This is a genomic window from Acutalibacter sp. LFL-21 (genome assembly GCF_025630755.1).
Taxonomy (GTDB): domain Bacteria; phylum Bacillota; class Clostridia; order Oscillospirales; family Acutalibacteraceae; genus Acutalibacter; species Acutalibacter stercoravium.
Map to the genome: position 1 here is coordinate 211,111 of NZ_JAOTNT010000003.1, position 24,620 is coordinate 235,730.

General features: G+C 47.0%; 26 protein-coding genes. 21 read left to right on the forward strand and 5 right to left on the reverse strand.

The window, feature by feature from the left end:
* Positions 1-20: 20 nt before the first annotated feature.
* The 19 genes from ODJ80_RS04980 (at position 21) to ODJ80_RS05070 (ending at position 17,707) form a co-directional block, all read left to right on the forward strand.
* The gene (locus ODJ80_RS04980) at positions 21-716 is read left to right on the forward strand and encodes an ABC transporter ATP-binding protein (protein WP_263041170.1); all 696 of its coding nucleotides are present in this window, start codon (positions 21-23) and stop codon (positions 714-716) included.
* The gene (locus ODJ80_RS04985) at positions 700-3,060 is read left to right on the forward strand and encodes an FtsX-like permease family protein (protein WP_263041171.1); all 2,361 of its coding nucleotides are present in this window, start codon (positions 700-702) and stop codon (positions 3,058-3,060) included. The genes ODJ80_RS04980 and ODJ80_RS04985 overlap by 17 nt, the downstream gene beginning before the upstream one ends.
* Before the next feature lie 141 nt (positions 3,061-3,201).
* The gene (locus ODJ80_RS04990) at positions 3,202-3,582 is read left to right on the forward strand and encodes a response regulator (protein WP_263041172.1); all 381 of its coding nucleotides are present in this window, start codon (positions 3,202-3,204) and stop codon (positions 3,580-3,582) included.
* Positions 3,583-3,872: 290 nt separating this feature from the next.
* Positions 3,873-4,355, forward strand: coding sequence for an NUDIX hydrolase (locus ODJ80_RS04995; RefSeq protein WP_263041173.1), 483 nt, complete (start codon positions 3,873-3,875; stop codon positions 4,353-4,355).
* A 229-nt stretch (positions 4,356-4,584) separates the two neighbouring features.
* Positions 4,585-5,034, forward strand: coding sequence for a LytTR family DNA-binding domain-containing protein (locus ODJ80_RS05000; RefSeq protein WP_263041174.1), 450 nt, complete (start codon positions 4,585-4,587; stop codon positions 5,032-5,034).
* 13 nt (positions 5,035-5,047) lie between these two features.
* Positions 5,048-5,515 carry a DUF3021 domain-containing protein gene (locus ODJ80_RS05005; RefSeq protein ID WP_263041175.1) on the forward strand — a complete coding sequence of 156 codons (468 nt, stop codon included), beginning with the start codon at positions 5,048-5,050 and terminating at the stop codon, positions 5,513-5,515.
* Positions 5,508-5,819: a hypothetical protein gene (locus ODJ80_RS05010; RefSeq protein WP_263041176.1), complete on the forward strand. Its 312-nt coding sequence runs from the start codon at positions 5,508-5,510 to the stop codon at positions 5,817-5,819. The genes ODJ80_RS05005 and ODJ80_RS05010 overlap by 8 nt, the downstream gene beginning before the upstream one ends.
* Positions 5,820-6,124: 305 nt before the next feature.
* On the forward strand, positions 6,125-6,430 hold the full coding sequence (locus ODJ80_RS05015; RefSeq protein WP_442863893.1) for a winged helix-turn-helix domain-containing protein: 306 nt from the start codon (positions 6,125-6,127) through the stop codon (positions 6,428-6,430).
* Positions 6,431-6,744: 314 nt separating this feature from the next.
* Positions 6,745-7,029, forward strand: coding sequence for an autorepressor SdpR family transcription factor (locus tag ODJ80_RS05020; protein WP_442863898.1), 285 nt, complete (start codon positions 6,745-6,747; stop codon positions 7,027-7,029).
* Entirely contained in the window at positions 7,013-7,612 is a 600-nt protein-coding gene (locus ODJ80_RS05025) for an SdpI family protein (protein ID WP_263041178.1), read from the forward strand. Before ODJ80_RS05020 ends, ODJ80_RS05025 begins: the two co-directional genes overlap by 17 nt.
* A 14-nt stretch (positions 7,613-7,626) precedes the next feature.
* Positions 7,627-7,935 (forward strand): DUF1648 domain-containing protein, encoded by a 309-nt coding sequence (locus ODJ80_RS05030; RefSeq protein WP_263041179.1) that lies wholly within the window; start codon positions 7,627-7,629, stop codon positions 7,933-7,935.
* Positions 7,936-8,022: 87 nt separating this feature from the next.
* On the forward strand, positions 8,023-8,757 hold the full coding sequence (locus tag ODJ80_RS05035) for an ABC transporter ATP-binding protein (protein ID WP_263041180.1): 735 nt from the start codon (positions 8,023-8,025) through the stop codon (positions 8,755-8,757).
* Positions 8,726-10,339 carry a hypothetical protein gene (locus ODJ80_RS05040; protein ID WP_263041181.1) on the forward strand — a complete coding sequence of 538 codons (1,614 nt, stop codon included), beginning with the start codon at positions 8,726-8,728 and terminating at the stop codon, positions 10,337-10,339. The genes ODJ80_RS05035 and ODJ80_RS05040 overlap by 32 nt, the downstream gene beginning before the upstream one ends.
* Positions 10,340-10,470: 131 nt before the next feature.
* A complete protein-coding gene (locus ODJ80_RS05045) occupies positions 10,471-10,959 on the forward strand; it encodes a winged helix-turn-helix domain-containing protein (protein ID WP_263041182.1) in 489 nt (162 codons plus the stop codon).
* A 514-nt stretch (positions 10,960-11,473) separates the two neighbouring features.
* Complete coding sequence (locus ODJ80_RS05050) at positions 11,474-11,917, forward strand: sigma-70 family RNA polymerase sigma factor (RefSeq protein WP_263041183.1); 444 nt, start codon at positions 11,474-11,476, stop codon at positions 11,915-11,917.
* Positions 11,918-12,544: 627 nt separating this feature from the next.
* Positions 12,545-12,775, forward strand: coding sequence for a DUF6870 family protein (locus tag ODJ80_RS05055; protein ID WP_263041184.1), 231 nt, complete (start codon positions 12,545-12,547; stop codon positions 12,773-12,775).
* Between the two features lie 144 nt (positions 12,776-12,919).
* Positions 12,920-14,539, forward strand: a complete 1,620-nt coding sequence (locus ODJ80_RS05060; protein WP_263041185.1) for a recombinase family protein — start codon at positions 12,920-12,922, stop codon at positions 14,537-14,539.
* A gap of 1 nt (position 14,540) precedes the next feature.
* Positions 14,541-16,178, forward strand: a complete 1,638-nt coding sequence (locus tag ODJ80_RS05065) for a recombinase family protein (RefSeq protein ID WP_263041186.1) — start codon at positions 14,541-14,543, stop codon at positions 16,176-16,178.
* Entirely contained in the window at positions 16,175-17,707 is a 1,533-nt protein-coding gene (locus ODJ80_RS05070; RefSeq protein WP_263041187.1) for a recombinase family protein, read from the forward strand. The genes ODJ80_RS05065 and ODJ80_RS05070 overlap by 4 nt, the downstream gene beginning before the upstream one ends.
* Positions 17,708-17,846: 139 nt before the next feature.
* Here the strand turns inward: ODJ80_RS05070 and ODJ80_RS05075 are convergent, their stop codons facing one another.
* Both ODJ80_RS05075 and ODJ80_RS05080 read right to left on the reverse strand, forming a co-directional pair.
* The gene (locus tag ODJ80_RS05075; RefSeq protein ID WP_263041188.1) at positions 17,847-18,827 is read right to left on the reverse strand and encodes a tyrosine-type recombinase/integrase; all 981 of its coding nucleotides are present in this window, start codon (positions 18,825-18,827) and stop codon (positions 17,847-17,849) included.
* A gap of 15 nt (positions 18,828-18,842) precedes the next feature.
* A complete protein-coding gene (locus tag ODJ80_RS05080; protein WP_040917605.1) occupies positions 18,843-19,034 on the reverse strand; it encodes a transcriptional regulator in 192 nt (63 codons plus the stop codon).
* A 301-nt stretch (positions 19,035-19,335) separates the two neighbouring features.
* On the opposite strand from ODJ80_RS05080, the gene ODJ80_RS05085 reads away from it, so the two are divergent.
* Positions 19,336-19,866: a helix-turn-helix domain-containing protein gene (locus ODJ80_RS05085; protein ID WP_263041189.1), complete on the forward strand. Its 531-nt coding sequence runs from the start codon at positions 19,336-19,338 to the stop codon at positions 19,864-19,866.
* Positions 19,856-20,311 carry a hypothetical protein gene (locus tag ODJ80_RS05090; protein WP_263041190.1) on the forward strand — a complete coding sequence of 152 codons (456 nt, stop codon included), beginning with the start codon at positions 19,856-19,858 and terminating at the stop codon, positions 20,309-20,311. Before ODJ80_RS05085 ends, ODJ80_RS05090 begins: the two co-directional genes overlap by 11 nt.
* A gap of 206 nt (positions 20,312-20,517) precedes the next feature.
* Here the strand turns inward: ODJ80_RS05090 and guaA are convergent, their stop codons facing one another.
* The 3 genes from guaA to glmS all read right to left on the reverse strand — a co-directional run bounded on the left by guaA (position 20,518) and on the right by glmS (position 24,593).
* Positions 20,518-22,053, reverse strand: a complete 1,536-nt coding sequence (gene guaA, locus ODJ80_RS05095; protein WP_263041191.1) for a glutamine-hydrolyzing GMP synthase — start codon at positions 22,051-22,053, stop codon at positions 20,518-20,520.
* 83 nt (positions 22,054-22,136) lie between these two features.
* Entirely contained in the window at positions 22,137-22,640 is a 504-nt protein-coding gene (locus ODJ80_RS05100) for a GNAT family N-acetyltransferase (RefSeq protein WP_263041192.1), read from the reverse strand.
* 123 nt (positions 22,641-22,763) lie between these two features.
* Positions 22,764-24,593, reverse strand: coding sequence for a glutamine--fructose-6-phosphate transaminase (isomerizing) (gene glmS / locus ODJ80_RS05105; protein ID WP_263041193.1), 1,830 nt, complete (start codon positions 24,591-24,593; stop codon positions 22,764-22,766).
* Positions 24,594-24,620 lie beyond the last annotated feature (27 nt).

Consider the following 24,620-nt stretch of genomic DNA (forward strand, 5'->3'; position numbering starts at 1 on the left):
TAGGAAAGGAGGCTGATGATATGGAAATCTTGAAAGTACAAAATTTATGTAAGACCTATGGTAAGGGCGAAGCAAAAGTTGACGCCTTAAAAAATGTTTCATTTTCTCTGGAAAAGGGAGAATTTGCTGCCGTTGTTGGTGAATCCGGTTCTGGAAAAAGCACCTTGCTAAACTGTATAGGAGCTTTGGACCTTCCTACTTCCGGCACGGTATTGATGGATGGTCAAAATCTTTTCTCTATGAAGGAGGAAGAACGCACCATTTTCAGACGGCGGAATATCGGATTCATTTTTCAATCCTTCCAGCTTGTTTCCGAGCTGAATGTGGAGCAGAATATCATGTTTCCGCTGCTTCTGGATTATCGCAAACCTGATCCGGCGGCAGTTAAGGAAATCCTGGCGCTGCTTGGTCTAACGGAGCGCCGCCACCATCTGCCAAACCAGCTTTCCGGCGGGCAGCAGCAAAGGGTTGCGATTGGCCGCGCTTTGATTACAAAGCCAAAGCTGATCTTGGCGGATGAACCTACCGGAAATTTGGACAGTAAAAACAGCCAGGATGTGATTGATCTGCTCACACAGGCTTCCAGACGCTTTCAGCAGACGATCTTAATGATTACCCACAATAAAAATCTGACCGCTTCGGTGGATCGGGTGTTCCGGGTAACAGATGGCGTGCTTACAGATTTAGGAGGGAATACGGATGAAGCATTATCTTGACCTTGTTCCTATTTCTGCAAAAGTCCATCGCAAGCAAAGCCGGATGTCCATTTTCTGTATTGTGCTGGCGGTGTTTCTGGTGACGACCATTTTCGGCATGGCAGATATGTTTGTCCGCAGCCAGATCATTAAAACACAGGCGGAAACGGGAAATTGGCATATCGCACTACGCAATATTTCGGATGAAGATGCGGCAGTTATCGCTGCGCGCTCTGACATAGAGGCGGTTGTTGCTTATGATGTCTTAAATTTTCGCGGCGATCAGGGATATACCCTGAATGGAACAGAAACACTTATTTGCGGAAGCGATGAAGGGCTGTTCACCCAAATTCTCTCTGATATAATCGCAGAGGGCAATTTCCCGCAGAACGATAACGAGGCTATGGTATCGGTAAACGCAAAAGAAATGATTGGCTTGTCGATTGGAGATCAGATTGCCGTCAACCTGCCTGACGGGACCGAACTTGCATTTACCATATCCGGTTTTGTTGAGAATACTGCAAATCTTATGAGCAGTGATTCTTATGGCGTGTTTATCACAACAGAAAAATACCGCACGATCACTTCCACTGCTGCGGATGGCGAGCCATCTGAAAATAGTACATTCTTTTATGTCCAGTTTTCTAATACGGGGAATATCCAAAATAGGATCTCTGAACTGAAATCTCAATTTGGATTAAGCGATGAACAGGTTTCAGAAAACACCAAACTTCTCGGATTGCTTGGACAGAGCAGCGATTCCTTTATGGTGCAGGTCTATATTTCTGCTGCCGTTCTGTTTGTGCTGGTTTTGTTTGCAGGCACTACGATGATCGCAAGCAGCCTGAACAGCAATGTTGCCCAGCGTACAGAGTTTTTCGGATTGATGCGCTGTATCGGGGCGACACCTAAACAGGTCATGCGGTTGGTACGGAAAGAAGCTCTCAGTTGGTGCCGCTTTGCAATTCCTGTGGGCGTTTTAAGCGGTATGGTCGTCATATGGATCTTATGCTTTATCCTTCGGCTCCTTAGCCCTGAATTTTTCGGAGAGATGCCTGCGTTTAGTATCAGTGTGCCAAGTATTGTGGCGGGAATTATTGTAGGATTGCTGACGGTGCTTTTGGCCGCCCGCTCTCCCGCAAAGAGGGCTTCAAGGGTTTCCCCGCTGGCGGCAGTTTCCGGCAACGCGAATGACTTGCAGCCAATCCGCAAAGCGGCAAATACAAAGCGCCTCAAAGTAGACACTGCGCTCGGTATTCACCACGCAAAGGCAAGCCGCAAGAATTTTGTGCTGACAGTGTGTTCCTTTGCCTTGAGTATCGTCCTTTTCCTCGCTTTTTCTGTAACGATAACATTTATGAACCATACTCTGACCCCGTTGTATCCGTGGGCACCGGATCTTTCCATTGTAAGCTCGGACAATTCCTGCTCCGTTGACAGGGCATTTATTGACGAACTGAAAGAAAATCCTGCTGTGGATGCGGTTTATGGACGGATGTTTGCGTATGATGTGCCTGTTACGGTGAATGGGGCAGAAAAGACCGCCATCTTAGTTTCGTATGAGCAGCAGCAATTTGAATGGGCCTCTGACTATTTGCAGTCCGGCTCATTGGAAACGGTACAAAGTGAATTGAATACCGGGCTGACCGTATATGATACACAAAACAGTATGCAGGTTGGCGACACGGCAACAATGCAAATTGGCGGCCAGCCTGTGGAGATACAAATTACAGGGCTTCTCTCAACCAGCCCGTTCAATAATACCGGTGATTCCGGCATTATCATTGTTTCCGAAGATACATTCCGTCAGATCACCGGGGAAGAAAACTATACCATCATTGATATGCAGTTATCTTCCGATGCGACAGACGAAGATGTGAATGCGATTCATCGCACCTACGGAGCCGGATTTGATTTCGTAGACAAACGGATGGATAATAGCAGCACATTGGGCGTTTATTACTGTGTATGGCTGTTCCTCTATGGCTTCTTGGCGCTGATTGCTTTAATTACCGTATTCAATGTGATCAACAGCATTGCGTTGAGTGTTTCAGCCAGAACAAAGCAGTATGGCGCTTTCCGGGCGATTGGGTTAAGTACCCGCCAGCTTTCCAGAATGGTAATCTCCGAAGCATCCACCTATGCGATAACCGGCTGTGTGGTTGGCACTGTGCTGGGATTGATCTGCAATAGAGCCCTCTTTGCCCTGCTGATAAATTCTAAGTGGGGAGATCCTTGGACTATCCCTTGGGTGGAGCTTGGAATTATCGTATTGATTATGGTACTTTCTGTGGTTTTGGCAGTGCGTGGGCCGATTAAGAAGATGCAGAAGATGTCCATTGTAGATACAATCAGCGCACAGTAATAACAGTATGTATAGGAAGCAGGCGGGGGTAAAACCCGCCTGCTTCTTCTTCCTTACTAAACTGTAAGCTAAAATTCACCTGAATGTAAGCTGCTTTCTGTAAAATTGCAAATAGATAGTGTCGGTAAGGAGGAAATAAGGGTGAGAAAAATACTTGTTGTAGATGATAATTTAGATTATCTGGAATTGCTGGCCTCTGTTCTGGGAAAGTATTTTGAGGTTCACGAGGCAACAGGGGTAAAAGACGCCCTGCGGGTGTTGGGCGACAAAGAAAAAGAAATTGAGGCGATCTGCTCTGATTACAATATGAGGGATGGCACAGGATTAGATTTGCTTGAAAAAGTCCGTCAAGAGGGCATAACCATTCCATTTCTGCTTATGTCTGGTGATGACGACCATGTACTCAAACAAAAGGCAAGGCTTTATGGCGGAGATTTCTGCTGTAAAACAGATTGTGATTTCATCGAAAAAATAAAGGTATTATGCTCGAACAGCTCTGGATCATGTCAGTTAATAAAATAGCATATTTTTCAGCAAATTTGCTGTGGTTCTGGTGTACTTGGTTTGTTTCATGCTGATCACAACCGCATCCATCCTGACCAGTTATATTGCTGCATAGGGCATATAGAGCGTTGCTTCTGTCCTTCTCACCGGAGCCACTTTGTGAAGAAAAAGTGAGGAACATTAAAATGAAGATTATACTTTGAGCTAAGCGCCGGAAACTCCGTTGCTTAGAAATATTGTGGATTGCCGGGTTTGCAACGGTCATAGTGGGATATAAAAAACACAGTAAGGAGCAGATAAAAAGCAAAATGAGAAAATTACTTGTCATAGACGATAATATGGAATTTAAAGTCTATCCGTTTAATACTCTTAATGGCTATTTTTCCGCTGATATTATTGCAATGCATAAAGGAAAGTGGGTGTTCTGCAAACATAAACATCGAACAACATGGGAACACCCCAGCGGTTGGATCGAATCAGGTGAAACTCCCTTGGAGGCTGCAAAAAGAGAGCTGTTTGAAGAAACTGGAAGTATTAAATTTGATATAGAGCCATTATGTGATTACTACATTGATATGGAATTAAACGGTTTTCACTATAAAGGGAATGGTCAAGTCTACTTTGCCACGATATATTCTTTTGGTGAAATCCCACCTTATAGTGAAATGGGAGAAATTGGTTTTTTTGATGCGTTGCCGGACAACTTAACATATCCTATCTTAAAAGATTATTTCTCTATTGCAGAGAAGAAATTACAAGAAAAGCAGGAAAATCAATCGTTTAATAAATAGAGGATGCTAAATAAGTATGGTTCATATCTCTCACAGGCTCCGTCAGTATAGAAGCCTGCTTGCGTAATTATCTCAATTTTTCAATGCGTTCCAGTAATCTGTGTCAAACATCCGATTTTTTGGGGGTATAAGACGGGAATTTACCGCCTATCACAAATTCACTACCACCTATATGCGAAATGTGGATTTAGCCACTTCGAATAGGTATACTCTTTATGGAGGTGATAATTTGCAAGTTGATGTTAAGATCAACCCATGTGTTGAGGATGTAGAAGTTCTCATTACTGCCGAAAAGAAAACCCAGTTTGTAAACAACTTGGTTGAGGTTATTTGGGATTTTGATAAGCACACTGTCACTACTCTTACCGGATACATTGACAACCGGGCTTATATAATTAAAGTCGCAGATATTTTAAGGATATTCGCCTTAAATCAGAAAGTTTATATTCAAACAGCTAACGGGGAGTTCCTTATTAAATATCGCTTATATGAAATAGAGGATGTATTAAGAAAGCAGAAATTTCTGAGGATCTCTAACTCTGAGATTGTCAATATTAAGAAAATCGCAGACATTGACCTGAGTATTATAGGCAGGGTCTGCATCCGACTTTCAGGTGATATTTGTGTCTATGTATCAAGGAGATATATTCCAAAAATCAAAAAATCTTTAGGAATCTGAGGTGACAATTATAATGAGCAAAGCTATAAAATATGGTCTTTTGGGGTTGCTGTGTGGGAGCCTCGCTTATCTCGTGTTTTCAATTTTGCTTTCTTGGAAACTGGGAACAGGTGAATTTTACTTTACTATTCCTGCGTTGGTAAATGAATATGGAAATGAGTTGCTTTCAGCGAGTTTGCAAATTTCTACATTTTTATGGTTAGGGATGGCAAGTGGAGTTGCCTTTTCCATGATTGAAAACATGGATTGGTCGCCACAAAAACAATCAGCCGGATATTTACTTACTTTGACAATCGGCTTGATACCAACAGCCTTTGTGGGGCGTTGGTTTGAGCATCTGTTTATAGGTTTTTTCAGCTATTTAATAATTCTTACAGGCATCTCAGTGGTTCTTTTTATCATTGGCTGGATAAAACTTAAACGCGATGTTATACAGATCAAGCAAGCCATTGCGTTAGAAAAGGAGGATATTCATGAGTAAAGAGAAGCTATCAGCCAAAAGGATAACTATCTGGATTTGTGCCAATTATGGCATATTCATACTTGGCTTTTTTATTTTGGGCAGTATGGGAACAGATAAGTACATTGTATGGAGCAATTTCATCTTAGATGTTTTCCTTGTAGCGGTTTCGCTGGTTTTAAATATTCTGTTATTTAAGAGAAAGTATCAAACACCGCTGTTAGGAAAAATTGCTCTTTTATTAACCACATTATGTTTTGGGGTGTTTACCTATTTTGCGTTTTTAATGCCTGAAAACGGGTTACCCGCAGTATTATTTTACTAATGCAGTACATCATGGGACACGCCAACATCGTTATGTACTACTTTATCTTAGCTGTTATTCAAAAGAGAAAACAAGGAAGTAACTTATGAAGGAGGTGGTGACAGCATGGGAAATTAGCCGTACTGGATTTGGGAGAGTCCGGCAGGCAAATTGGTGAAAAACTATTTGCTTTACTCTCTCCACACCAAAAGAAAGAGCTGGCTCGATTTGTTCGTGATTATGAGGCTGGTGATATTTCAGCTAATGCCCCATGTACCACAATCTTTCGAGAACAGTGTTCTATTTCTCAGCAGGCAGATCAACCATTGACAGAGATCCAGGAAGATGATTTGTATTTCTGTTTAGAACAGCGCCTTGTCATTGTGCGGGGCCAGGTGATTCCGCTGACAGTCAAGGAGTTTGAGATTTTTGCTTTGCTTATACTGAATCCAAAGCGAGTGTTCACCTATGAAATGCTGCTGGATCTGGTATGGCATGAGGACTACACCTACTATTCCCGAAAGGCAATCAACAACCATGTAAGCAATCTGCGAAAGAAGATTAAGATTGCCCCGGATCTGCCAGACTATGTAAAAAGCGTGTACGGTGTAGGATATAAATTCGATATATGAAAAAGGAAGCTGCAGAGCAATTACCAACTCTGCAGCTTTCCTTTTGAAGATTATTTTAGCGTCCGCAGGACGCGTGGCCGTCACTGAAGGTGGCGATCTTGGGGGCTTGGGGGTTATCCCTCAACAAGCATTTTGGCCGGAGCAATCCAGCCAAAATCGCAAAACATGTATATGTTTGCATTGCTTGCAAGTTTCTCAAACATTCATATTTAGAAAAATATCAAAATGAGTGTTGACTTTCTCCATTGCAATGATACAATAGAAGTATCATTTAGAAGGTTTTCAAAATAATGGGAGGCAAAGGTGAAAGCACTGTGAGTTTACCTAATATTTTCAAGGCATTAAGCGATCCTGTTCGACGGGAGATATTGCTAAAACTAAAGCAGAAACGGAAGATGTCAGCCGGTGAAATTGCTGCGGAATTTGATTTGACAAATGCCACCATTTCATATCATCTTTCCACTCTAAAAAAGGCTGATTTAGTTTTTGAAACACGCTACCAGAAATACATCTACTATGAAATCAATACATCAGTATTTGAAAGTGTTGTTATGTGGCTTATGCAATTTCAGGAGGATAAAGATGAACCAAAAAAATAAACGCACCTTGTTTCTTACAAGTGCAATTTGCATTGTTTTGTCTATTGTGACATTTATTCTGTCCCAAATGGGTGGGGCCAGTGCCGAGAATTACATTTTACTTTATGTGATTGCGCTATTGATGAATATTGTTCTGAACCTTGCTCTTAGTATTAAAATTGCCTCTACAAATGGAGCCAAAGCGTTGGTGTCATTGGGCAAATGGATTATGCCGATTGCAGGAGTTATTTATTTGCTCCCACAGGTGTATTCTGTACTATTTCCAGATAAGGTTATGGTAGATTCCTATGTATATGTTTTTATTGGTGTCTTGCTTGTTATCAGCGGCAACTATTTCCCCAAAAACCATATCAACCCTTATGTTGGGTTAAAGTTTCCGTGGCTATTTGATGATGAAGAAGGCTGGTACAAAACACATCGTTTGGGGAGCTATACATGGATATTGGCTGGGATCATCTGCCTTATCCACCCGTTGCACAATTTAATGTATGTAACCGTTCCGCTAATCATTTTTCTGGTTGGCATTATTCCATTGGTCTATTCGCTTGTACTCTATTTTAAGAGGAAAAAGCAAGGCAATTAAAGGAGGTACTACTTATGAAATCCGCAAAGAAGCATATTATTATCAGCACTGTTCTGTGTGCATTGACACTGGCAGTTTTTCTCGCTTTTTACAGCCGTCTGCCAGAGTCTATTCCCGTCCACTTCGATTCTTCCGGGGTAGCAAATTCTTTCTGGCCCCGTAATATTGTGGTGTTTGGCGTCCCGGTGGCCTGTGTCCTGCTTAACCTCATTGCTGGTTTTACCCTGAGCAAGAAAGAAAATACTAAGCCGTATATGTATTACATCATGGCTATTATCGCATTTGTTGTTACTGGGGTTATGATCTTTATGGGCTTAAAGTGAAATGCCCCTGAACAGAAATATGTTAGCGGAACGGTTATTTTTTTGATTTTCATTTTGAAAAATTTCTAAATATAGGCGAGAAATGCTATGCTACAAATTAAAAATTTATCAAAAAACTACGGTACAAAAAAGGCCGTATGCAATCTTAGTTTAGTCGTGGAAGATGGCGACATAATGGGCTTCATTGGGAAGAATGGAGCTGGAAAAACAACAACATTGAAAGCCTGTTTGGGCATTATCGGCATAAACGATGGGGAAATCCTTTTGGATGGAATTTCTGTACTCAAAGAGCCAATGGCTTGTAAGCGGAAAATGGCGTATGTACCAGACAATCCACAACTTGACGAGTATATGACAGGCTTGCAATATCTTAACTTCATTTGCGACATTTACGAAGTGACATCCAAAAATCGTAAACAAAATTTCGAGAGATTGGCTTCTGCTTTCCAGATGGAGCCATATTTGAATAATTTGATTTCCTCTTATTCACATGGTATGAAGCAAAAACTTGCACTGATTGCTGCTTTTTCGCACACACCCAAACTTCTGATTTTGGATGAACCTTTTGTTGGCTTAGACCCAGAGGCATTTGTGATCCTAAAAGAGCAGATGAAAGAATTGTGTACAAGTGGAAATTCTGTTTTGTTTTCAAGCCATATTCTCGATGTGGTAGAAAAAGTGTGTAATAAAATATCTGTCATTAAGCAAGGGCACCTATTGTATTCCGGCATGACGACAGAAATCGTTGGAACAAAGGGGTTGGAAGAAGTATTTATGGAGATGAATGACGATGAAATTTCTGCTACTCCTACTAAGGAATAATCTTTTGCAGCTATCTCATGCCAATCAGCTTCGCTATGCAGATACAAAGAACCGTAAAAAGGCAATCACTCTGTATATACTTGTAGCTGTGATCCTAATGGGATTGCTTGCATATCTGATTTACTCCTTGAAAATCATTTATTCTATTACATGGCTGCGGGAAGAAATAGTTACCGAGCTTGTTGTCCCGATGGCGCTAATTTGTATGATACTCAATGTTGCGATTAGCATTTTTTGGGGGAATGGTCTGCTGCTTAGCGACACAAATATTGACAGTGTGCTTGCACTTCCTATTCCGTTGCTCACATTGATAATCTCAAAATTGAGTGTTTTGTTTATGGTAGAAGTCTCCCTTACTACGGCTCTGCTGTTTCCTATGATGGTGCTGTTTGGCCTAAACGCAGGCATGGGATTTCTTTTTTACCTAATGGTGGTTGGAATAACGCTTCTCTTTCCAATTATTCCCGGCCTTTTGGGAACAATGATAGGGACACAGATTTACCGTGTCTTGAAAAGTTCCTCTGCTCGTACTGCTCGGATAAAGGCAGCCGGAGCAATTCTGATTTTATTTGCATTTATGCTATTTATGTTTTGTAAGTTTCCAGATATAGCTGCCGGAAATTTGGGGGATAGCTTTTCTACATCAGCTTTTACAATTTACGCAGGCAAGTACATTCAGCGGCTACTTTATGGGGACTATCTATTGATAGGGATATACTTCGGTACAGTTTTCCTTATCGGCGGCTTTCTGATCTATGGTTTAACCAAGATATATCAGAGTTGGTATAGCAATGATACAACGCAAAGCTCAAAATACCACACTGTCGATTGGAGTAAGCAAACAGTGAAGCGGCATAACACATTGTCTGCCCTTTTGGTAAGAGAGCGCATACGTTATTTTTCGCTTCCTGTGTATCTGACGAATACAGCTTGTGGATTGCTTTTTGCTGCGGTATTTGTTTTGTTAGTTGTTTTGATACCTGATAGGATTAATCCATATATTTACCAGTTAGCTGAATATTTTCAGGTTTCCCCCTCTGATTATGATGTGCTGTTCATATATGCGTTCTCTATTTTGACGACAATATCCTGCACAACCTATGCCAGTATTTCTATTGAGGGAAAACAGATAGAGGCACTTAAATCCTTACCTATTGCGGCAAAGAGCATTTTCCAAGCAAAGGTACTGCATCACCTTTCGTTGTTCGTACCGACAATTTTTGCTTTGAACACTATCATGGCAGTGTATTTACAATGGTCTTTTCCGAAAGTTATGTTGGGGTATGCCTTGCCTTTACTGTGTTCAGTGTTTATCGGTATGGTGGGTTATATCTTAAATCTGATTTTTCCTAATTTTGAGTGGGAAAACGTCACGCATATTATTAAGCAAAGTCTGCCAGCAATTTTAACATCCCTGATTGGAGTTGTAGTTACCTGTGGAGCCGCATATCTGCTGTTGAAATTTTCCCCAAACTCATTGTATATGGGGAGTTGGATTGTCTGCGGAATTATTTTGTTTCTGATTTTGACAATGGGGCTTTGGGTAGGGAAAAAAGGATCGCATTTGTATCAAGAATTATAGAACGATGTTTTATGAAATAATTTTTATCATTTACAATACATCTTTCTGTTGCATAAAACCAGTTTGACATCAAAAGATTATGTGATATTGAAGAATGTGGAAGGTGGTGATGACATGGGAAATTAGCCGTATTGGATTTAAGAGATTCTGGCAGACAGATAGGTGAAAAACTGTTTGCCCTGCTTTCTCCCAACCAAAAGAAGGATCTGACTCAGTTTGTTCGTGACTATGAGGCTGGCAATATTCCGGCTGATGTCCCATGCACAACACTCTTTCGAGGCCAGTATTTTATCCCTCCGCAGGCAGATCAACCATTGACGGAAATCCGGGAAGGTGCTTTATATTTCTGCTTAGAGCAGCGCCTTGTCACCGTGCGGGGCCAGGTAATTCCTCTGACGGTTAAGGAATTTGAGATTATTGCTTTGCTCATACTGAATCCGAAACGGGTATTTACTTATGAAATGCTCTTGGAGCTGGTATGGCATGAGGACTATACCTACTATTCCCGGAAAGCAATCAACAACCACATAAGCAACTTGCGAAAGAAGCTCCGGGTTGTCCCTGGCTTGCCGGATTATGTGAAAAGCGTCTATGGCGTGGGATATAAATTTGAAGTATAGATAGGGTGCGGTATTCTCTGCCGCACCCTTAAATTTTCGCTTTTTCTGATGTGTGGATAATGCCTGATTTTGTCATATATTGTTGATTAAATTCAGTAAAACCATGACACTTCTGGAAGAATTATAGCATTTATCCCTATATAATGCCCCAAAATGAGGGAGGTGGACATAATAAGTAATTCTGCTCTCCTTCACTAAAGGAGGGCATGGAAAATGCTGCCGAGGTCAGAATACCGGCCTCGACATAGCCGGTCATATAAAAGAGATTCAAACCCCGTAATCCTGCGATGGATTGCGGGGTTTTTCCATTCGACAGGATTTTGCATTTTCCATCCTGCTCCGTCAGATAGTGACGGAACACGACAGGCACAGCTTACCGCTGCACGGTGGGCGCTCTTTTTTATAGATGAGGCGCAGGACAAGCCTGCCGCCGGACCCGTGCGGTGTAGATCACCGCCCCTCTGATTTCGATTTGCTCGTCAACCCACTCAAAAATCGAAATTGGAGGATTACCATGAAAGAAATCAATCTGCGGGAATATTACCCGTTTTATACACAGGACGTTATTGTTGAGGTGCCGGACGAAGTGGCTGATCTTCTCCGGGAACTTAAGCTGGCTGATGCAGCTTCTTTTCTGCGTACATACCGGCATAAAGCATACTTTTCTCTGGATTACGATGTCAATGTGGAGCGCGACGCCCTGGTGGTTGTTCTGACACCGGCTGATATTTTGGAGCAGAAAGAAGAAAATGATCGGCTATACCAGGCGATTGCTTCCTTGCCTGAAAAACAGCGGAACCGGATCACTTCTCATTTTCTTCTCGGCATGAGTATATCGGAAATTGCAAAAAGTGAAGGTTCCGGCGTCAGCTCTGTGCATGAAGGAATCCAGAGAGGGCTTCGGCGTCTGAAAAAAATTTTGAAAAAAATGGAGTCAGACCCCGAAAAAAACGCCTAAAAATGAAATGAATAATAGAGGGACATATTCGGCGGGACAAGCCTAATGGGTGTGGCCGGTAACACACGTTCTGGCCCGCCCAACTGAAATACTGTCATAACTGCCACATCCCTCGCTTGTTCTTTGACAACTGAATATACGGTGCCATAGGTACTTTCCCTGTATTCCGAGCGGCAAATGGAGCGGCGCGATGACAGACGGCTTTAAGGAGGTGGTGAAGCCCAGCCGTCCGAGCGATCTACGCAATCCATTGACCTAGCTGTGGCAGGCCAGGCGCGATGACCGATACAGGGCACAATGATACTTTCTCACGACCCGTCAAAGACTTGGGGGGAGTCCCTTCTGTGTTCGTTAGCTCTGGCGAAGCGACGGCATAAGCAGGGCTATGATGCGGTAAAGCTGACCGCAGCCTGTGGCATCCCCGGCCCGAAAACGGGCCTGCCGGGGGGCGTGGCAAATACGGCAGTAACCTAAGAACATCCATGCCGTTGTTTTGATTTTTGAGCAGCGGCATGGATTTCTATAAAATCGAAATCAGATACCATGAGGCCGGGCCGCTCTTTCAGTGTGTCCGGCCTTATTCATGTGATTTTGATGATTCAGTATGAAAGGAAAGGAGCTGCTGTTATGAGTCACACACCGGCATATACGGTCATTCAAACACCGGAGGCAGATAAACTTGCCGACATCCGGGATGTATCTGTTAATAAGGATTTGCCGCGAGAAGAAAGGATTGCCGAGTTTATTCGGCAGATCCGGGACCCGTATCATTTCAAATGCGGCGGATTTGTTGTCAGGGCAAGTTTTTCCCAGGGAGGCGCTACCCTGGAAGAATGCCTCCGCGGAATCCTACGCTGAAAATTATTGATATTTTTTATTTTGGGGGCTGATTTTTCCCGCATGGAGCGTTATAATAAACATGGAAAAGGAATTGAATACCGATACGCAGACTGCACTCCTTGAATTGCGGGGATTTTTCCGTGATGAAAGGAGTGTTTTTCTATGCAGGTTTATAAAGCTGCCAAATACATCCGCTTATCTTACACGGATGACAAATCAAACGAAAGCAATAGTGTCGGCAATCAACGAAAGCTGATCGAAGATTTCGTGAGCCGTCACCCGGAGATCGAGCTGGTTTCCGAAAAGGTAGACGATGGGTACAGCGGGGTTATCTTTGACCGTCCGGCTTTTAAGGAAATGATGGATGACATCATGGAGGGAAAGATCAACTGTGTCATCGTCAAAGACCTTTCCCGTCTTGGCCGTGAGTATATTGAGACTGGCCGCTATATGCGCCGTGTCTTTCCGGCCTATGGCGTGAGGTTTATTGCCATCAATGACAATATTGATACTCTCAATGAGAGCGCAGGCGATGACCTGACTGTATCAGTAAAGAACATTATGAATGAAGCCTACGCACGGGATATTTCCATCAAAACGAGAAGTTCCCTGGAAACTAAGCGTAAGAATGGGGATTTCGTTGGAGCTTTCCCGGTTTACGGCTATCGTAAATCCGAAGATAACCATAATCTTCTTGTGGTAGACGAATATGCTGCCCAGGTGGTGCGGAGCATTTTCAGGATGCGACTGGAAGGATTCAGCCCCTACGCCATCGCTAATGAGCTGAACCGGCTGGGTACACTCTCTCCCCTGGCATATAAAAAGTATTATGGTCTTCCCCATGCCAAGAAAGGCTATACAGACCGGAAGGATTGCCGGTGGTCGGCAAATACCGTCACCCGGATTTTGCAGGATGAAACCTATACCGGCACACTGGTCCAGGGTCGAAAAGGTTCTCAGCACTTTAAGCTGAAAGAGATGGAGAGCCGCCCTTCCTCCGAGTGGATTCGCGTGGAAAATGCTCACGAAGCCATTATTGATCGGAATGATTTTGACCTGGTGCAAAGGATTCGCAACCTGGACACCCGTACATCTCCCCAAAAAGATAAAGTCTATCTGTTTTCCGGCATACTGGTCTGCGGTTGCTGCGGCAGCCGGATGGTACGCAAAACCAACCGCTACAAAGACAAAGAGTATCACTATTACTATTGTCCTACCGGAAAGAAGAACGGCTGCGCCCATCCGGTCATGGTAAAGGAACATGAGCTGATGGAGTGCGTGCGGGACAGTCTGAAAGGGTTTATTGCCAATGTAGTCTCTCTGGATGAAATCTTATCCGACATAGACCAGAGCCGTATCAACCGTGAGCTTATCAAAGAATATTCGCGGCAGATCGCCCAGAATGAGCAGCAGTTGGAGCAGATCCGTCAATATAAGATGAAACTGTATGAGAGCATGGTAAACGGCTTTCTGGACAAGTCGGAGTTCCTTTATAACAAAAGCAGTTACAGCGCCCGTATCACCCAACTGGAACAGGCGGTTGCCGCCCTTAAAGAAAAACGGACCGATGTAATGGAAAACCGGAGTGAGCGGAATCGTTGGATTGAGAATTTCAGGCGTTTTTCCGATCTGGAAGAACTGGACCGCAAGGCGGTGATCCAGCTTGTGCAGGTGATTACAGTGCTTGGAAAAGACGAATTGCAGATTCAATTTAATTATCAGGACGAATATGAAAAAGCCCTCGCCCTGATTACGCCGGTACAGGAAAGGATGGTGGTCTGAAATGGCGAGAAAGAGCAGAAAACATACTATGGCGCAGGCTGCCATGCCTGCTTCCCCGTTTATCAGCACGGCGCTGTATATCCGGCTGTCTGTGGAGGATAACAATAAACGTGGAAATTCTATCGAAACTCAAAAGCTGGTTCTTGAAAAATTTTTATTTGGGAAACCAGAACTGCGACTTTACGACATCTATATCGACAATGGAGCAACAGGCACGAATTTTAACCGCGACGGCTTCCAGCGGATGCTTTCGGATATTGAATCCGGCAAAGTGGGCTGTGTGATCGTCAAGGACCTGTCGCGCCTGGGACGCAATGCCATTGACACGGGATATTACATTGAGCGGTATTTTCCTTCCCATAATGTCCGGTTCATCAGCGTTACGGATCAATTTGACTCTGAAAACCCTGATAATCTCCACGGTGGTATTATTCTTCCGCTGAAAAATATGATTAACGAAGCCTATGCGCTGGACATAGGACGCAAGATAAAAGCTCAGGCCCGTCAAGATATGAAAGAGGGCAAGTATGTGGGTGGCAGGGCGCCATTTGGATATATGAAAGACCCTGATGACTGCCACAAATTGATTATTGATCCTGTGGCGGCTCCTGTGGTACGCCAGATTTTCCAGTGGGCTTATGAAAAAGTCCCCCTCAATCGGATTGTATTGCTGCTTAATGAGGGTGGCTATCCCTCCCCAGGAAAGTATAAAATGCAGACCGGAGAGATCACCCATCAGGCATTGGCTGGTCGTGGTTACTGGCAGACCTGGACGGTTTCTAAAATTTTGCAGGAAGATAAGTATACTGGTGACATGGTGCAGGGGCGGACCAAAACAGTTCTTCACCGGCAGGTGCCCGCAGGCGAGGAAAACCTGATTGTGGTTACTGGCACCCATGAGCCTATTGTTTCCAGAGAGATTTTTGATGCTGTCCAGAAGTACCGGGCAGAAGTGGCCGAGGAAAGCAAGAAGCACCCGGTTATTCCATATACGCCCAATATTTTCAAGGGGCGGATTTTCTGTGGAGACTGCGGGAGAAGCCTGCACCGGCAACGCCAACAATGCAATGGTTCATATCGCTTCCACTGCCTGACCCCTACCAGGGTACATAAAGATAAATGCGCTGGTGTTTCCATCAGCGAAACCGAGCTGATCGCAACGGTGCTGGACATTCTTAAAAGGGAATTAGCCGCCGTTCTGGGGGATTATGCGCTGCTTCTGAACGACAACATTCAAAAACAGGAAAAAGAGGCTGCCACCCGTGAGAAAATCAACCGGGCAAAGTTACAGCTTAACCAAAGTCGTGAGTTTTTGCAAACTCTTTATGAAAGTCTGATGAACGGAGCGATTGACAGCGAAGAATATTTCGTTTTGAAAGCGACTTACGAAGAACAGATGCAGGCGGCCCAAAAAGAGCTTTCCTTTTATGAAAACCAGTCTGCCGTCCGTCAGGAACAGACCGAAAAGTGCAAGGACCTGGAAAAAGACGAGCAGGAACTTTTGGCCGGAGGCTCCCTGACTGCCGCTCTCATTGAGCGTTTGATTGAGCGGATCACGGTCTACCCGAATAAACAGGTAGATGTAAAATTTACATTCCGTACGGAATTTGAGGCGTTTAAGGAGGCGGCGGCAGAATGAAAAAGTATATAATTGCTCTTTATATCCGTCTTTCTTTAGAGGACGCCAAAACAGATAGTATGAGTATTTCCAGCCAGCGAAGCATCCTTCGGGAATATGCCTCTGAACTGCCTGAATATGCCAATGCGGAACTTATGGAGTTTGTAGATAACGGGTACAGCGGGGCAAACTTCGAGCGCCCTGCGGTGCAGGAATTACTTGACCTGGTACGGGCCAATCGGATTGACTGTATCATGGTAAAAGATTTTTCCCGGTTTGGTCGCAACAGTTTGGAAACCGGCTACTTTATCGAGCGGGTATTTCCGCTGTTTCATACCCGCTTTATCTCTGTCAATGATGATTTTGACACCCAAAAGTTAAAAGGTGATACCGGAGGTATGGAAGTCGCCTTCAAGTATTTAATCAGTGAGTATTACAGCCGTGATATGTCGGTAAAGACCAAAACGGCCAAATACCTGAAATTCCAGCGTGGCGAATACCAAAGTAAAATCTGCCCTTACGGTTATCGCAAAGGGGAAAACGGACGGATGGTGCCGGACCAGGAGACTTCCGAAGTAGTCCAGAAAATTTTTGAATATGCCGTAAATGGCATGAACGCAGCCGATATTGCACGGGAGCTTTCCCGTCAGCAGATTCCCACGCCCGGAGAACATAAGGCCCGAAAAGGAATTAAGACACACGATGTTTCAAGAACTCACGGAATGTGGTGTAATTCTACGGTGCTTCGGATTCTTGCTGACGAACGATATATGGGCACTTATGTGATTGGCAAAAGAGAGGTTACGGAAATTGGCGGCCACAAGATGCGGAGCAAAGCGGAAAGCGACTGGATCAAAATACCGAACCATCATATACCGCTGGTGAATGAGGAAATCTTTTCAAAGGCCAATGCCTCTATTCAGCGTTTTAAGATTCCAAACAGGAAAAAGCACAACTATCTCCTGCGTGGGAAGGTTATCTGTGGATGCTGTAAACATGCCCTGCACCTGGCAAACGGGACATCTTACCGGTGCCGCTTTTCCAGCACGATTCCTTCACTGGACTGCTATAATATTCATATCCGAGAAAAAGAACTGAACCAGCTTGTTTATGAATTACTGTGCAAACAGTTCCAGGTAGCATTTGGCGTTGACAGCTTAGCGGATCTCTGTAAGGTAGATACCGTTGCTTTACGTCAAGCTGACTTTGACCGGCAGATTTTTGAACTGCAGGAAGAAAAGCGGAAGCTGTATGAATCGCTTGTTTCCGGGGGGATTCCGCTCCCGAAATATAAGGAGCAAAAAGAGCAGATCAGTGAAAGGCTGTTGGAAGTGCAGAATACCAAAGCGGTTGTCATGGCCCGTCTTGAAGCCGAACAGGAAGAACGGCAGCACCAGCGCCAGCAGATGGATATTTCCCGGATGCTGACGGAAAGCGATGGGCTGACTTCGGAATTGGTTGATCTTCTGATTGATAAGATTTATGTTTACCCTGATAAACGGGTGGATGTTGAATTTAAGATAAGGGACAGTTTTGCAGCTCACAAATGAGGGAAAGGGATTGATTATGCGGATTGCGTTTTATTACAGAAAAGGCAACACAACTTTTGGCTGTATGCTGCCGGAAGAAAAGGAACGACTTCATGTTTTTTTTGCCGCCGAACAGAAACGGGAGGCGGCAAAATCCCTATCAAGAAAGCTGGATCATGGGGACAAGAAAAAATAAATATTTTTTTGTCGTGGGCTTGACATAAGGGTGTCTCAAATCGTGGATGCGAATCCGTTTCACACCAGTTGCCTTGCATCCCCGATCCATTTCCCTGTGGAGATAACTTTTGCTGATGGGAAACATCCGGCTATCCGGCTGTACACCATAAAGCTGCTTGAGGTAATCCTGGATCTCGTCACAGAGGAATTTCGGCATCTGAATTACCCGGTTACTTTTCGGCGTTTTGGGATCTGTGATCACATCCTGCTTGTTCAGTCTCTGGTAGGACTTATTGATGCTGACCGTGCGCTTTTCAAAATTGAAATCTGCCGGGGTCAAAGCAAGCAGCTCTCCTTCTCGGAGGCCACACCAGTAAAGCATCTCAAAGGCATAGAAGGACAGCGGTTTATCCATCATAGCCTCGGAGAACTTGGTATACTCTTCCCTGGTCCAGAACAGCATCTCTTTCCGTTCTTCCGTCCCCATATTTCCCGCCTGTCTAGCCGGGTTGATGTTCAGGCCATAGAAGCGAGCTGCGTGATTAAAGATGGCGCTGAGCTGGTTGTGAACCGTTTTCAGATAGGTTTTGGAAAGTGGCTTTCCGTGCCAGTCCGTCAGTTCTCGGATCTCATTCTGCCAGTGGATAATATCCTTGGCTGTAATCTCCGACAGTTTTCTCTTGGCGAAATAAGGCAGGATCTTCTTTTTGATGATGCTCTCCTTTGTAAGCCAGGTATTGAGCTTCAGCTTTGGTTTGACATCCTTCTCATACAGCTCGACGAAGCTCTCAAAGGTCATATCGATATCCGCCTGTTTCTGCATCAGGAACTCACGTTCCCAGGCAAGAGCCTCCTTCTTGGTGGCAAACCCACGCTTGAGTTTTTGCTGCCGCTCACCTTTCCAGTCGGTATAGCGGAACTGCACATACCAGGTACCGTTGTTCTTGTTCTTAAACGCTGCCATAATCACTCCCTCCTTTCAGTCTTTCTCAGTTCTTGTACCGTAGAACTTCTCGTGGAAGAACTTGCGGTCAATCCGCCCGGAAATTGTGATGCACCCAGTTTTGGCCAATTCCTCATTCAACTGGCGGATCAGCTTGTAGGCGTAGGGTATCGATACACCCAATTCCTCGGCCACTTCGTTAACACGCATAAAAATCTGGTTTGCCATGATAAGTACCTTCCTTTCTCTGTTGTTCGTGACTGCGGCTTGCGGTTGTTGCGTTCCATACATGCCTCCTTGCTTATGGCCATCACCTTATCTCGTTTGTACCCAGAAATCGGACGGTCCATTTTATGCACTATGATTTCTAAGCTTTTATGCTTAGTGTTTTTATAATACTATACATATTAGCTTAGTTCAAGCCTTTTCAGAAAAATATTATTAAATAAATTTGTTTAGATTCTCTTGACTTTTCTAAGCAAATATGCTATGTTCACTATAAAGACAATCATAGATTGGAGTTGGACGTATGGCCATCGGTGAGAGAATCCACTTTTTCCGTCTGCTGCGAGGGATGACACAGAAATATCTGGGTATGGCCGTGGGCTTCCCCGAGAAATCCGCCGATGTGCGCCTGGCTCAGTATGAGACCGGATCAAGAACCCCAAAAGCAGAGCTGACGGCTGCCCTGGCCCAGGTACTGGATGTTTCCCCGCACGCACTCTCTGTCCCGGATATAGACTCCTACGTTGGCCTCATGCACACCCTGTTTGCCCTGGAGGACAACTACGGGCTGAAAGTCACAGAACAGGATGGTGTACTCTCCCTGCAGGTAGATTTCCGCAAAAATAAGGATGCTGCTAGACTTCACGAGATGCTCTGGGCCTGGCGGGAGCAGGCTGCCAAGCTGGAGGCTGGAGAGATCTCTCAGGATGAGTACGACCGCTGGCGTTACCACTACCCGGAGTTTGACAAGGCTCAGACTCATGTGAAGGTGCCATCTCAGCACTTCAGCAACCGGGTTGTTGACACCCTAAAGGAGGGCTCTAATGACTCTTAAAAAATTAGTTTATAAATTCCGTAATGCCATTGAGAGAGCCAAAGATAACAACGAACCCGGTGAATTTTTCAGAAAATTTCCAATCGGTCAATGTGGAAATACCAGCGATATGCTCGCTCAATATTTAATTGAAAACCACATAGGGCCTATTGAGCTTGTCAGCGGAATTTATTATGCAGATGACCCCAACTATCCAGACGACCGCCAATCTCATGCCTGGTTGCTCGTAAAGGGGGTTATCATTGATATAACTTGCGATCAGTTTAAATTTCATAACACTCCGTTAAAATGTGATAATCCTATATATATCGGCCCAATGTCTGACTACTATCGACAATTTGATACTAGCCATGCTGAGATTTATTGGCACCAGGGGCTGGATAAAAATTGGCCTCATTATAACCAGCTCCGTTCAACATATGAAACAATCAAACGTTACTTATGAATAACATAAAAAAGGTCTAACTGATCAGCAAAAATCAGTTAGACCTTTTCTCTTAGAATAAAAATCCTGCGTATTCGCAAGCCACCCAAATCACCAGAATAACTCTGAAATTGACGGGTGCTATCAATCTGCTATCAAAGGGGAAATCTGAAATCCAGAAACCCAGTGCCTATGCGGGTTTGCGGGCTCTCATATCCACTTTTTACTTACTCGAACTCTATTGTGGCGGGCGGCTTGCTGGTGATATCGTACACCACGCGGTTGACGCCCTCCACCTCGTTGATGATGCGGTTGGAGGTGCGGCCCAGCAAATCATAGGGCAGGTGGGCCCAGTCGGCTGTCATGAAGTCGGTGGTAGTCACGGCGCGCAGGGCCACGGTGACCCCATAGGTGCGGCCGTCGCCCATGACGCCCACGCTGCGGTTGGCAGTGAGCACGGCAAAGTACTGGTTCACGCTGCGCTCCAGGCCGGCGTTGGCCACCTCTTCCCGGAAGATGGCGTCAGCTTCCTGCAAAAGCTTCACTTTCTCCGGGGTGACCTCGCCCATGATGCGCACCGCAAGGCCGGGGCCCGGGAAGGGCTGGCGCCACACCAGCTGAGAGGGGATGCCCAGCTCCAGCCCCACGCGGCGCACCTCGTCCTTGAACAGGTCCCGCAGGGGCTCCACCAGGCCCTCAAAGCCGATATCCTCCGGCAGGCCGCCCACGTTGTGGTGGCTCTTGATGACGGCCGCCTGGCCGGTGCCGCTCTCCACCACGTCGGGGTAGATGGTGCCCTGGCACAGGAAGTCCATCTTGCCCAGCTTCTCGCTCTCCGCCTCGAAGACGCGGACAAACTCCTCACCGATGATCTTCCGCTTCCGCTCCGGGTCAGTGACACCGGAGAGCTTGGAGAAGAACCGGTCCGCCGCGTTGACGCGGATGATGTTCATGTCAAACTCTTTTTTGAACACCTGCTCCACCATGTCGCCCTCGTCCTTGCGCAGCAGGCCGTGGTCCACGAAGATGCAGGTCAGGTTCTTGCCGATGGCCTTGTGCACCAGCATGGCCGCCACGGAGGAGTCCACCCCGCCGGAGAGGCCGCAGAGGACCTTTTTGTCCCCCACCCGCTCCCGGATGGCGGCGATGGTCTCCTGGGCAAAGGACTTCATCTCCCAGTCACCGGCGCAGCCGCAGATGTTGTACAGGAAGTTGTGGAACATCTGCTGGCCCTGCTGGGTGTGCTCTACCTCGGGATGGAACTGGGTGGCATAGAGCTTTCTCTCCCGGTTTTCCATGGCCGCGGCGGGGCAGTGGGCGCTCCAGGCGGAGGCGGTAAAGCCCTCGGGCAGCTGGGAGATGTAGTCGTTATGGCTCATCCAGCAGACGCTCTCCCCCACGTTCTGGAACAAGGGAGAATCGTTCTTGAACTGGGTCATGGTCTTGCCGAACTCCGGCACCTCGCTGGAGGACACCGTGCCCCCCAGCAGATGGGCCATCACCTGGGCGCCATAGCAGATGCCCAGCACGGGGATGCCCAGTTCAAAGACCTCTTTGGAGCACAGGGGGGCGTCCTGGGCGTAGACGCTGTTGGGGCCCCCGGTAAAGAGGATGCCCTTGCAGTCCCGCAGCTCCTCCGGATCGGTTTTATAGCTTTTGATCTCGCAGTAGACCCCCAGGTCCCGGACCCGGCGGGCAATGAGCTGGGCGTACTGGCCGCCAAAGTCCAGCACCACTACCCGCTCGTGGGCGTTGTTTGCCATGTGTATCCCTTCCCTTTCCCTTTGGCTTGTTGTAGGGCTATTCTACCACACTCCCTGTCTTTTCGCAAGCCCGGCAGCTCGCTTCAGGGGCGGGGGATGCGGGTATAGTACTCCACGCCGTCCTCATGGTCCACCCGGGCGCCGTTGCGGAGCTGCACCTTCAGTGAAGCGGGGTTATCCTTGTGAACAGAGAGGTAGATCTCCTCTTCGGGAACGATCTTCCAAGCCTCCTTCAAGGCCAGTGCCAAAGCCGCCGTGGCGTATCCCCGGCCCCGGTACTCCTTGCGGATCCCATAGCCGATGTGGCCCGCACCCTGCCGCAAGGCGTCGTTCAGGCGGTGGCGCAGGTTCACCAGGCCCACATAGTCCCCGTCATCGTTCTCCAGCACATAGACTGTGTCAGGCACATAGCCCTCCGGCAGGTCAAGGCCCTGGGAATTTCGCTTACGCAGCTGGACATAGGCCCCAAACCCCTCCCGATCCAGGCCGCGGGCCGTGTTAACGAACCCATTCTCCTCTGGGAGGAAGCTCATCTGCAAATCGTAGGCTCGTTCCTCATCCGCCTCCCATAGAGGGACCAATCTCATGCAAAGCCACCCTTTCCAATTGAAAAATTGCAATCAGTATACCACAGCTTTCCTAAAAAGGGAAGAAATTTTTCCGGCATGAAAAAGGAACCGCCCTGCCGGACGGCCCCTTTCAAATTTCTCTTATTCCACGGTGACAGACTTGGCCAGGTTGCGGGGCTTGTCGATATCGCAGCCCTTCATGCTGGCCACATAATAGGCGAACAGCTGCAGGGGCAGGATGGACAGGCTGGGCAGCATAAAGTCCGTGATCTTGGGCACGCAGAACTGGAAGTCCGTCTCCTGCTTCAGGGCTTCTTCTTTGTCCTGCACCGTAATGCCCAGCACCACGGCGCCCCGGGCCTTCACCTCCCGCACGTTGGACATCATCTTGTCGAACAGCTTCTCATAGGTGGCAATGGCGATGACCAGGGTGCCGTCCTCGATCAGGGAGATGGGGCCGTGCTTCAGCTCGCCGGCGGTGTAGGCCTCGGAGTGAATGTAGCTGATCTCCTTGAGCTTCAGGCTGGCCTCCAGGCTGGCGGCGTAGTCCACGTTGCGGCCGATAAAGTACATGTCGTGGGCATTGAAGTACTGAGAGGCAAAGTATTGGATGGTCTCCTTGTCCTGCAGGCACTCCGCCGCCAGATCCGGCAGGCGCTGCAGGTCTGCCATGTACTGGGCCATCTCTTCCTGGGAAACGCTGCCCAGCTGGTCCGCCATGTACAGCACGATCATATAGATCACCGCCAGCTGGGTGCTGTATGCCTTGGTAGAGGCCACGGCGATCTCCGGCCCGGCCCAGGTGTACAGCACGTCGTCGCTCTCGTTGGCAATGGTGCTGCCCACCACGTTGACGATGGACAGGATGCGGCAGCCCTTGGCCTTGGCCATGCGCAGGGCGGCCAGGGTGTCGGCTGTCTCGCCGGACTGACTGATGATAATGACCAGGGTGTTCTCATCTAAAATGGGTTCCCGATAGCGGAACTCGGAAGCCACATCCACCTCCAGGGGGATCTTCAGCAGGCGCTCAAAGGCATACTTGGCCACCACGCCCACATGGTAGGCCGTGCCGCAGGCCACGATGCACACCTTGCGGATGTTCTGGATCTGCTCCCGGGTGAGGGTGATGTCATCCAGGACGATCTTTCCCTCCCGGATGCGGGGGGAGATGGTCTTGCGCAGGGCCTCGGGCTGCTCGTAGATCTCCTTCATCATAAAGTGCTCATAGCCGCCCTTTTCCGCCGCGTCAATGTCCCACTGGATGCGCTCGGGCTCCTTCTGGATGGGGTCCAGCTCCTGGTTGTAGAAGGCAATGGACTCCCGGGTGAGGACGGCGATCTCCCGGTCCTTCAAGCGGTAGATGTCCCGGGTGTAGGAGAGGATGGCGGGCACATCGCTGGCGATGAAGTTCTCCCCCTGGCCCACGCCAATGATGAGGGGGCTGTCCTTGCGCACGGCGAACAGCTTTTCCGGGCAATCCGCGCAGAGGATGCCCAGGGCATAGCTGCCTTCTACCCGGGCAATGACCTTCTGGATGGCCTCCAGCACATCCCCTGTATAGTAATATTCCAGCAGCTGGGCCACCACCTCGGTGTCCGTATCCGAGGCGAACTCCACCCCCCGGCCCATCAGGCGGTTTTTCAGCTCCAGATAGTTTTCGATGATGCCGTTGTGCACCACCACGAACTTGCCCCCATCGCTGACCTGAGGGTGGGAGTTTACATCGCTGGGGGCGCCGTGGGTGGCCCAACGGGTATGACCAATGCCCACTGTGCCGGGCAGGCTTTTGCCTCCCTCCAAAATGCCCTCCAGCACGCTCAAGCGCCCTTTGGACTTGACCACATGCAGGCCGGTACTGTTGTACACCGCCACACCGGCGGAGTCATACCCCCGGTACTCCAGCTTCTGCAGGCCGTTTAAGAGGATGGGAGCCGCCTGCTCCTCTCCGATATATCCTACGATACCGCACATTGCGTCTCGCTCCTTTCTCAGCCCGGG

What these genes read in the sequence shown, in the direction of transcription:
- ODJ80_RS04980 (WP_263041170.1), top strand. Translation starts at nt 21, where the DNA reads ATGGAAATCTTGAAAGTACAAAATTTATGTAAGACCTATGGTAAGGGC.
- ODJ80_RS04985 (WP_263041171.1), top strand. Translation starts at nt 700, where the DNA reads ATGAAGCATTATCTTGACCTTGTTCCTATTTCTGCAAAAGTCCATCGC.
- ODJ80_RS04995 (WP_263041173.1), top strand. Translation starts at nt 3,873, where the DNA reads ATGAGAAAATTACTTGTCATAGACGATAATATGGAATTTAAAGTCTAT.
- ODJ80_RS05005 (WP_263041175.1), top strand. Translation starts at nt 5,048, where the DNA reads ATGAGCAAAGCTATAAAATATGGTCTTTTGGGGTTGCTGTGTGGGAGC.
- ODJ80_RS05010 (WP_263041176.1), top strand. Translation starts at nt 5,508, where the DNA reads ATGAGTAAAGAGAAGCTATCAGCCAAAAGGATAACTATCTGGATTTGT.
- ODJ80_RS05025 (WP_263041178.1), top strand. Translation starts at nt 7,013, where the DNA reads ATGAACCAAAAAAATAAACGCACCTTGTTTCTTACAAGTGCAATTTGC.
- ODJ80_RS05030 (WP_263041179.1), top strand. Translation starts at nt 7,627, where the DNA reads ATGAAATCCGCAAAGAAGCATATTATTATCAGCACTGTTCTGTGTGCA.
- ODJ80_RS05035 (WP_263041180.1), top strand. Translation starts at nt 8,023, where the DNA reads ATGCTACAAATTAAAAATTTATCAAAAAACTACGGTACAAAAAAGGCC.
- ODJ80_RS05040 (WP_263041181.1), top strand. Translation starts at nt 8,726, where the DNA reads ATGAAATTTCTGCTACTCCTACTAAGGAATAATCTTTTGCAGCTATCT.
- ODJ80_RS05050 (WP_263041183.1), top strand. Translation starts at nt 11,474, where the DNA reads ATGAAAGAAATCAATCTGCGGGAATATTACCCGTTTTATACACAGGAC.
- ODJ80_RS05055 (WP_263041184.1), top strand. Translation starts at nt 12,545, where the DNA reads ATGAGTCACACACCGGCATATACGGTCATTCAAACACCGGAGGCAGAT.
- ODJ80_RS05060 (WP_263041185.1), top strand. Translation starts at nt 12,920, where the DNA reads ATGCAGGTTTATAAAGCTGCCAAATACATCCGCTTATCTTACACGGAT.
- ODJ80_RS05065 (WP_263041186.1), top strand. Translation starts at nt 14,541, where the DNA reads ATGGCGAGAAAGAGCAGAAAACATACTATGGCGCAGGCTGCCATGCCT.
- ODJ80_RS05070 (WP_263041187.1), top strand. Translation starts at nt 16,175, where the DNA reads ATGAAAAAGTATATAATTGCTCTTTATATCCGTCTTTCTTTAGAGGAC.
- ODJ80_RS05075 (WP_263041188.1), bottom strand. Translation starts at nt 18,827, where the DNA reads ATGGCAGCGTTTAAGAACAAGAACAACGGTACCTGGTATGTGCAGTTC.
- ODJ80_RS05080 (WP_040917605.1), bottom strand. Translation starts at nt 19,034, where the DNA reads ATGGCAAACCAGATTTTTATGCGTGTTAACGAAGTGGCCGAGGAATTG.
- ODJ80_RS05085 (WP_263041189.1), top strand. Translation starts at nt 19,336, where the DNA reads ATGGCCATCGGTGAGAGAATCCACTTTTTCCGTCTGCTGCGAGGGATG.
- ODJ80_RS05090 (WP_263041190.1), top strand. Translation starts at nt 19,856, where the DNA reads ATGACTCTTAAAAAATTAGTTTATAAATTCCGTAATGCCATTGAGAGA.
- guaA (WP_263041191.1), bottom strand. Translation starts at nt 22,053, where the DNA reads ATGGCAAACAACGCCCACGAGCGGGTAGTGGTGCTGGACTTTGGCGGC.
- ODJ80_RS05100 (WP_263041192.1), bottom strand. Translation starts at nt 22,640, where the DNA reads ATGAGATTGGTCCCTCTATGGGAGGCGGATGAGGAACGAGCCTACGAT.
- glmS (WP_263041193.1), bottom strand. Translation starts at nt 24,593, where the DNA reads ATGTGCGGTATCGTAGGATATATCGGAGAGGAGCAGGCGGCTCCCATC.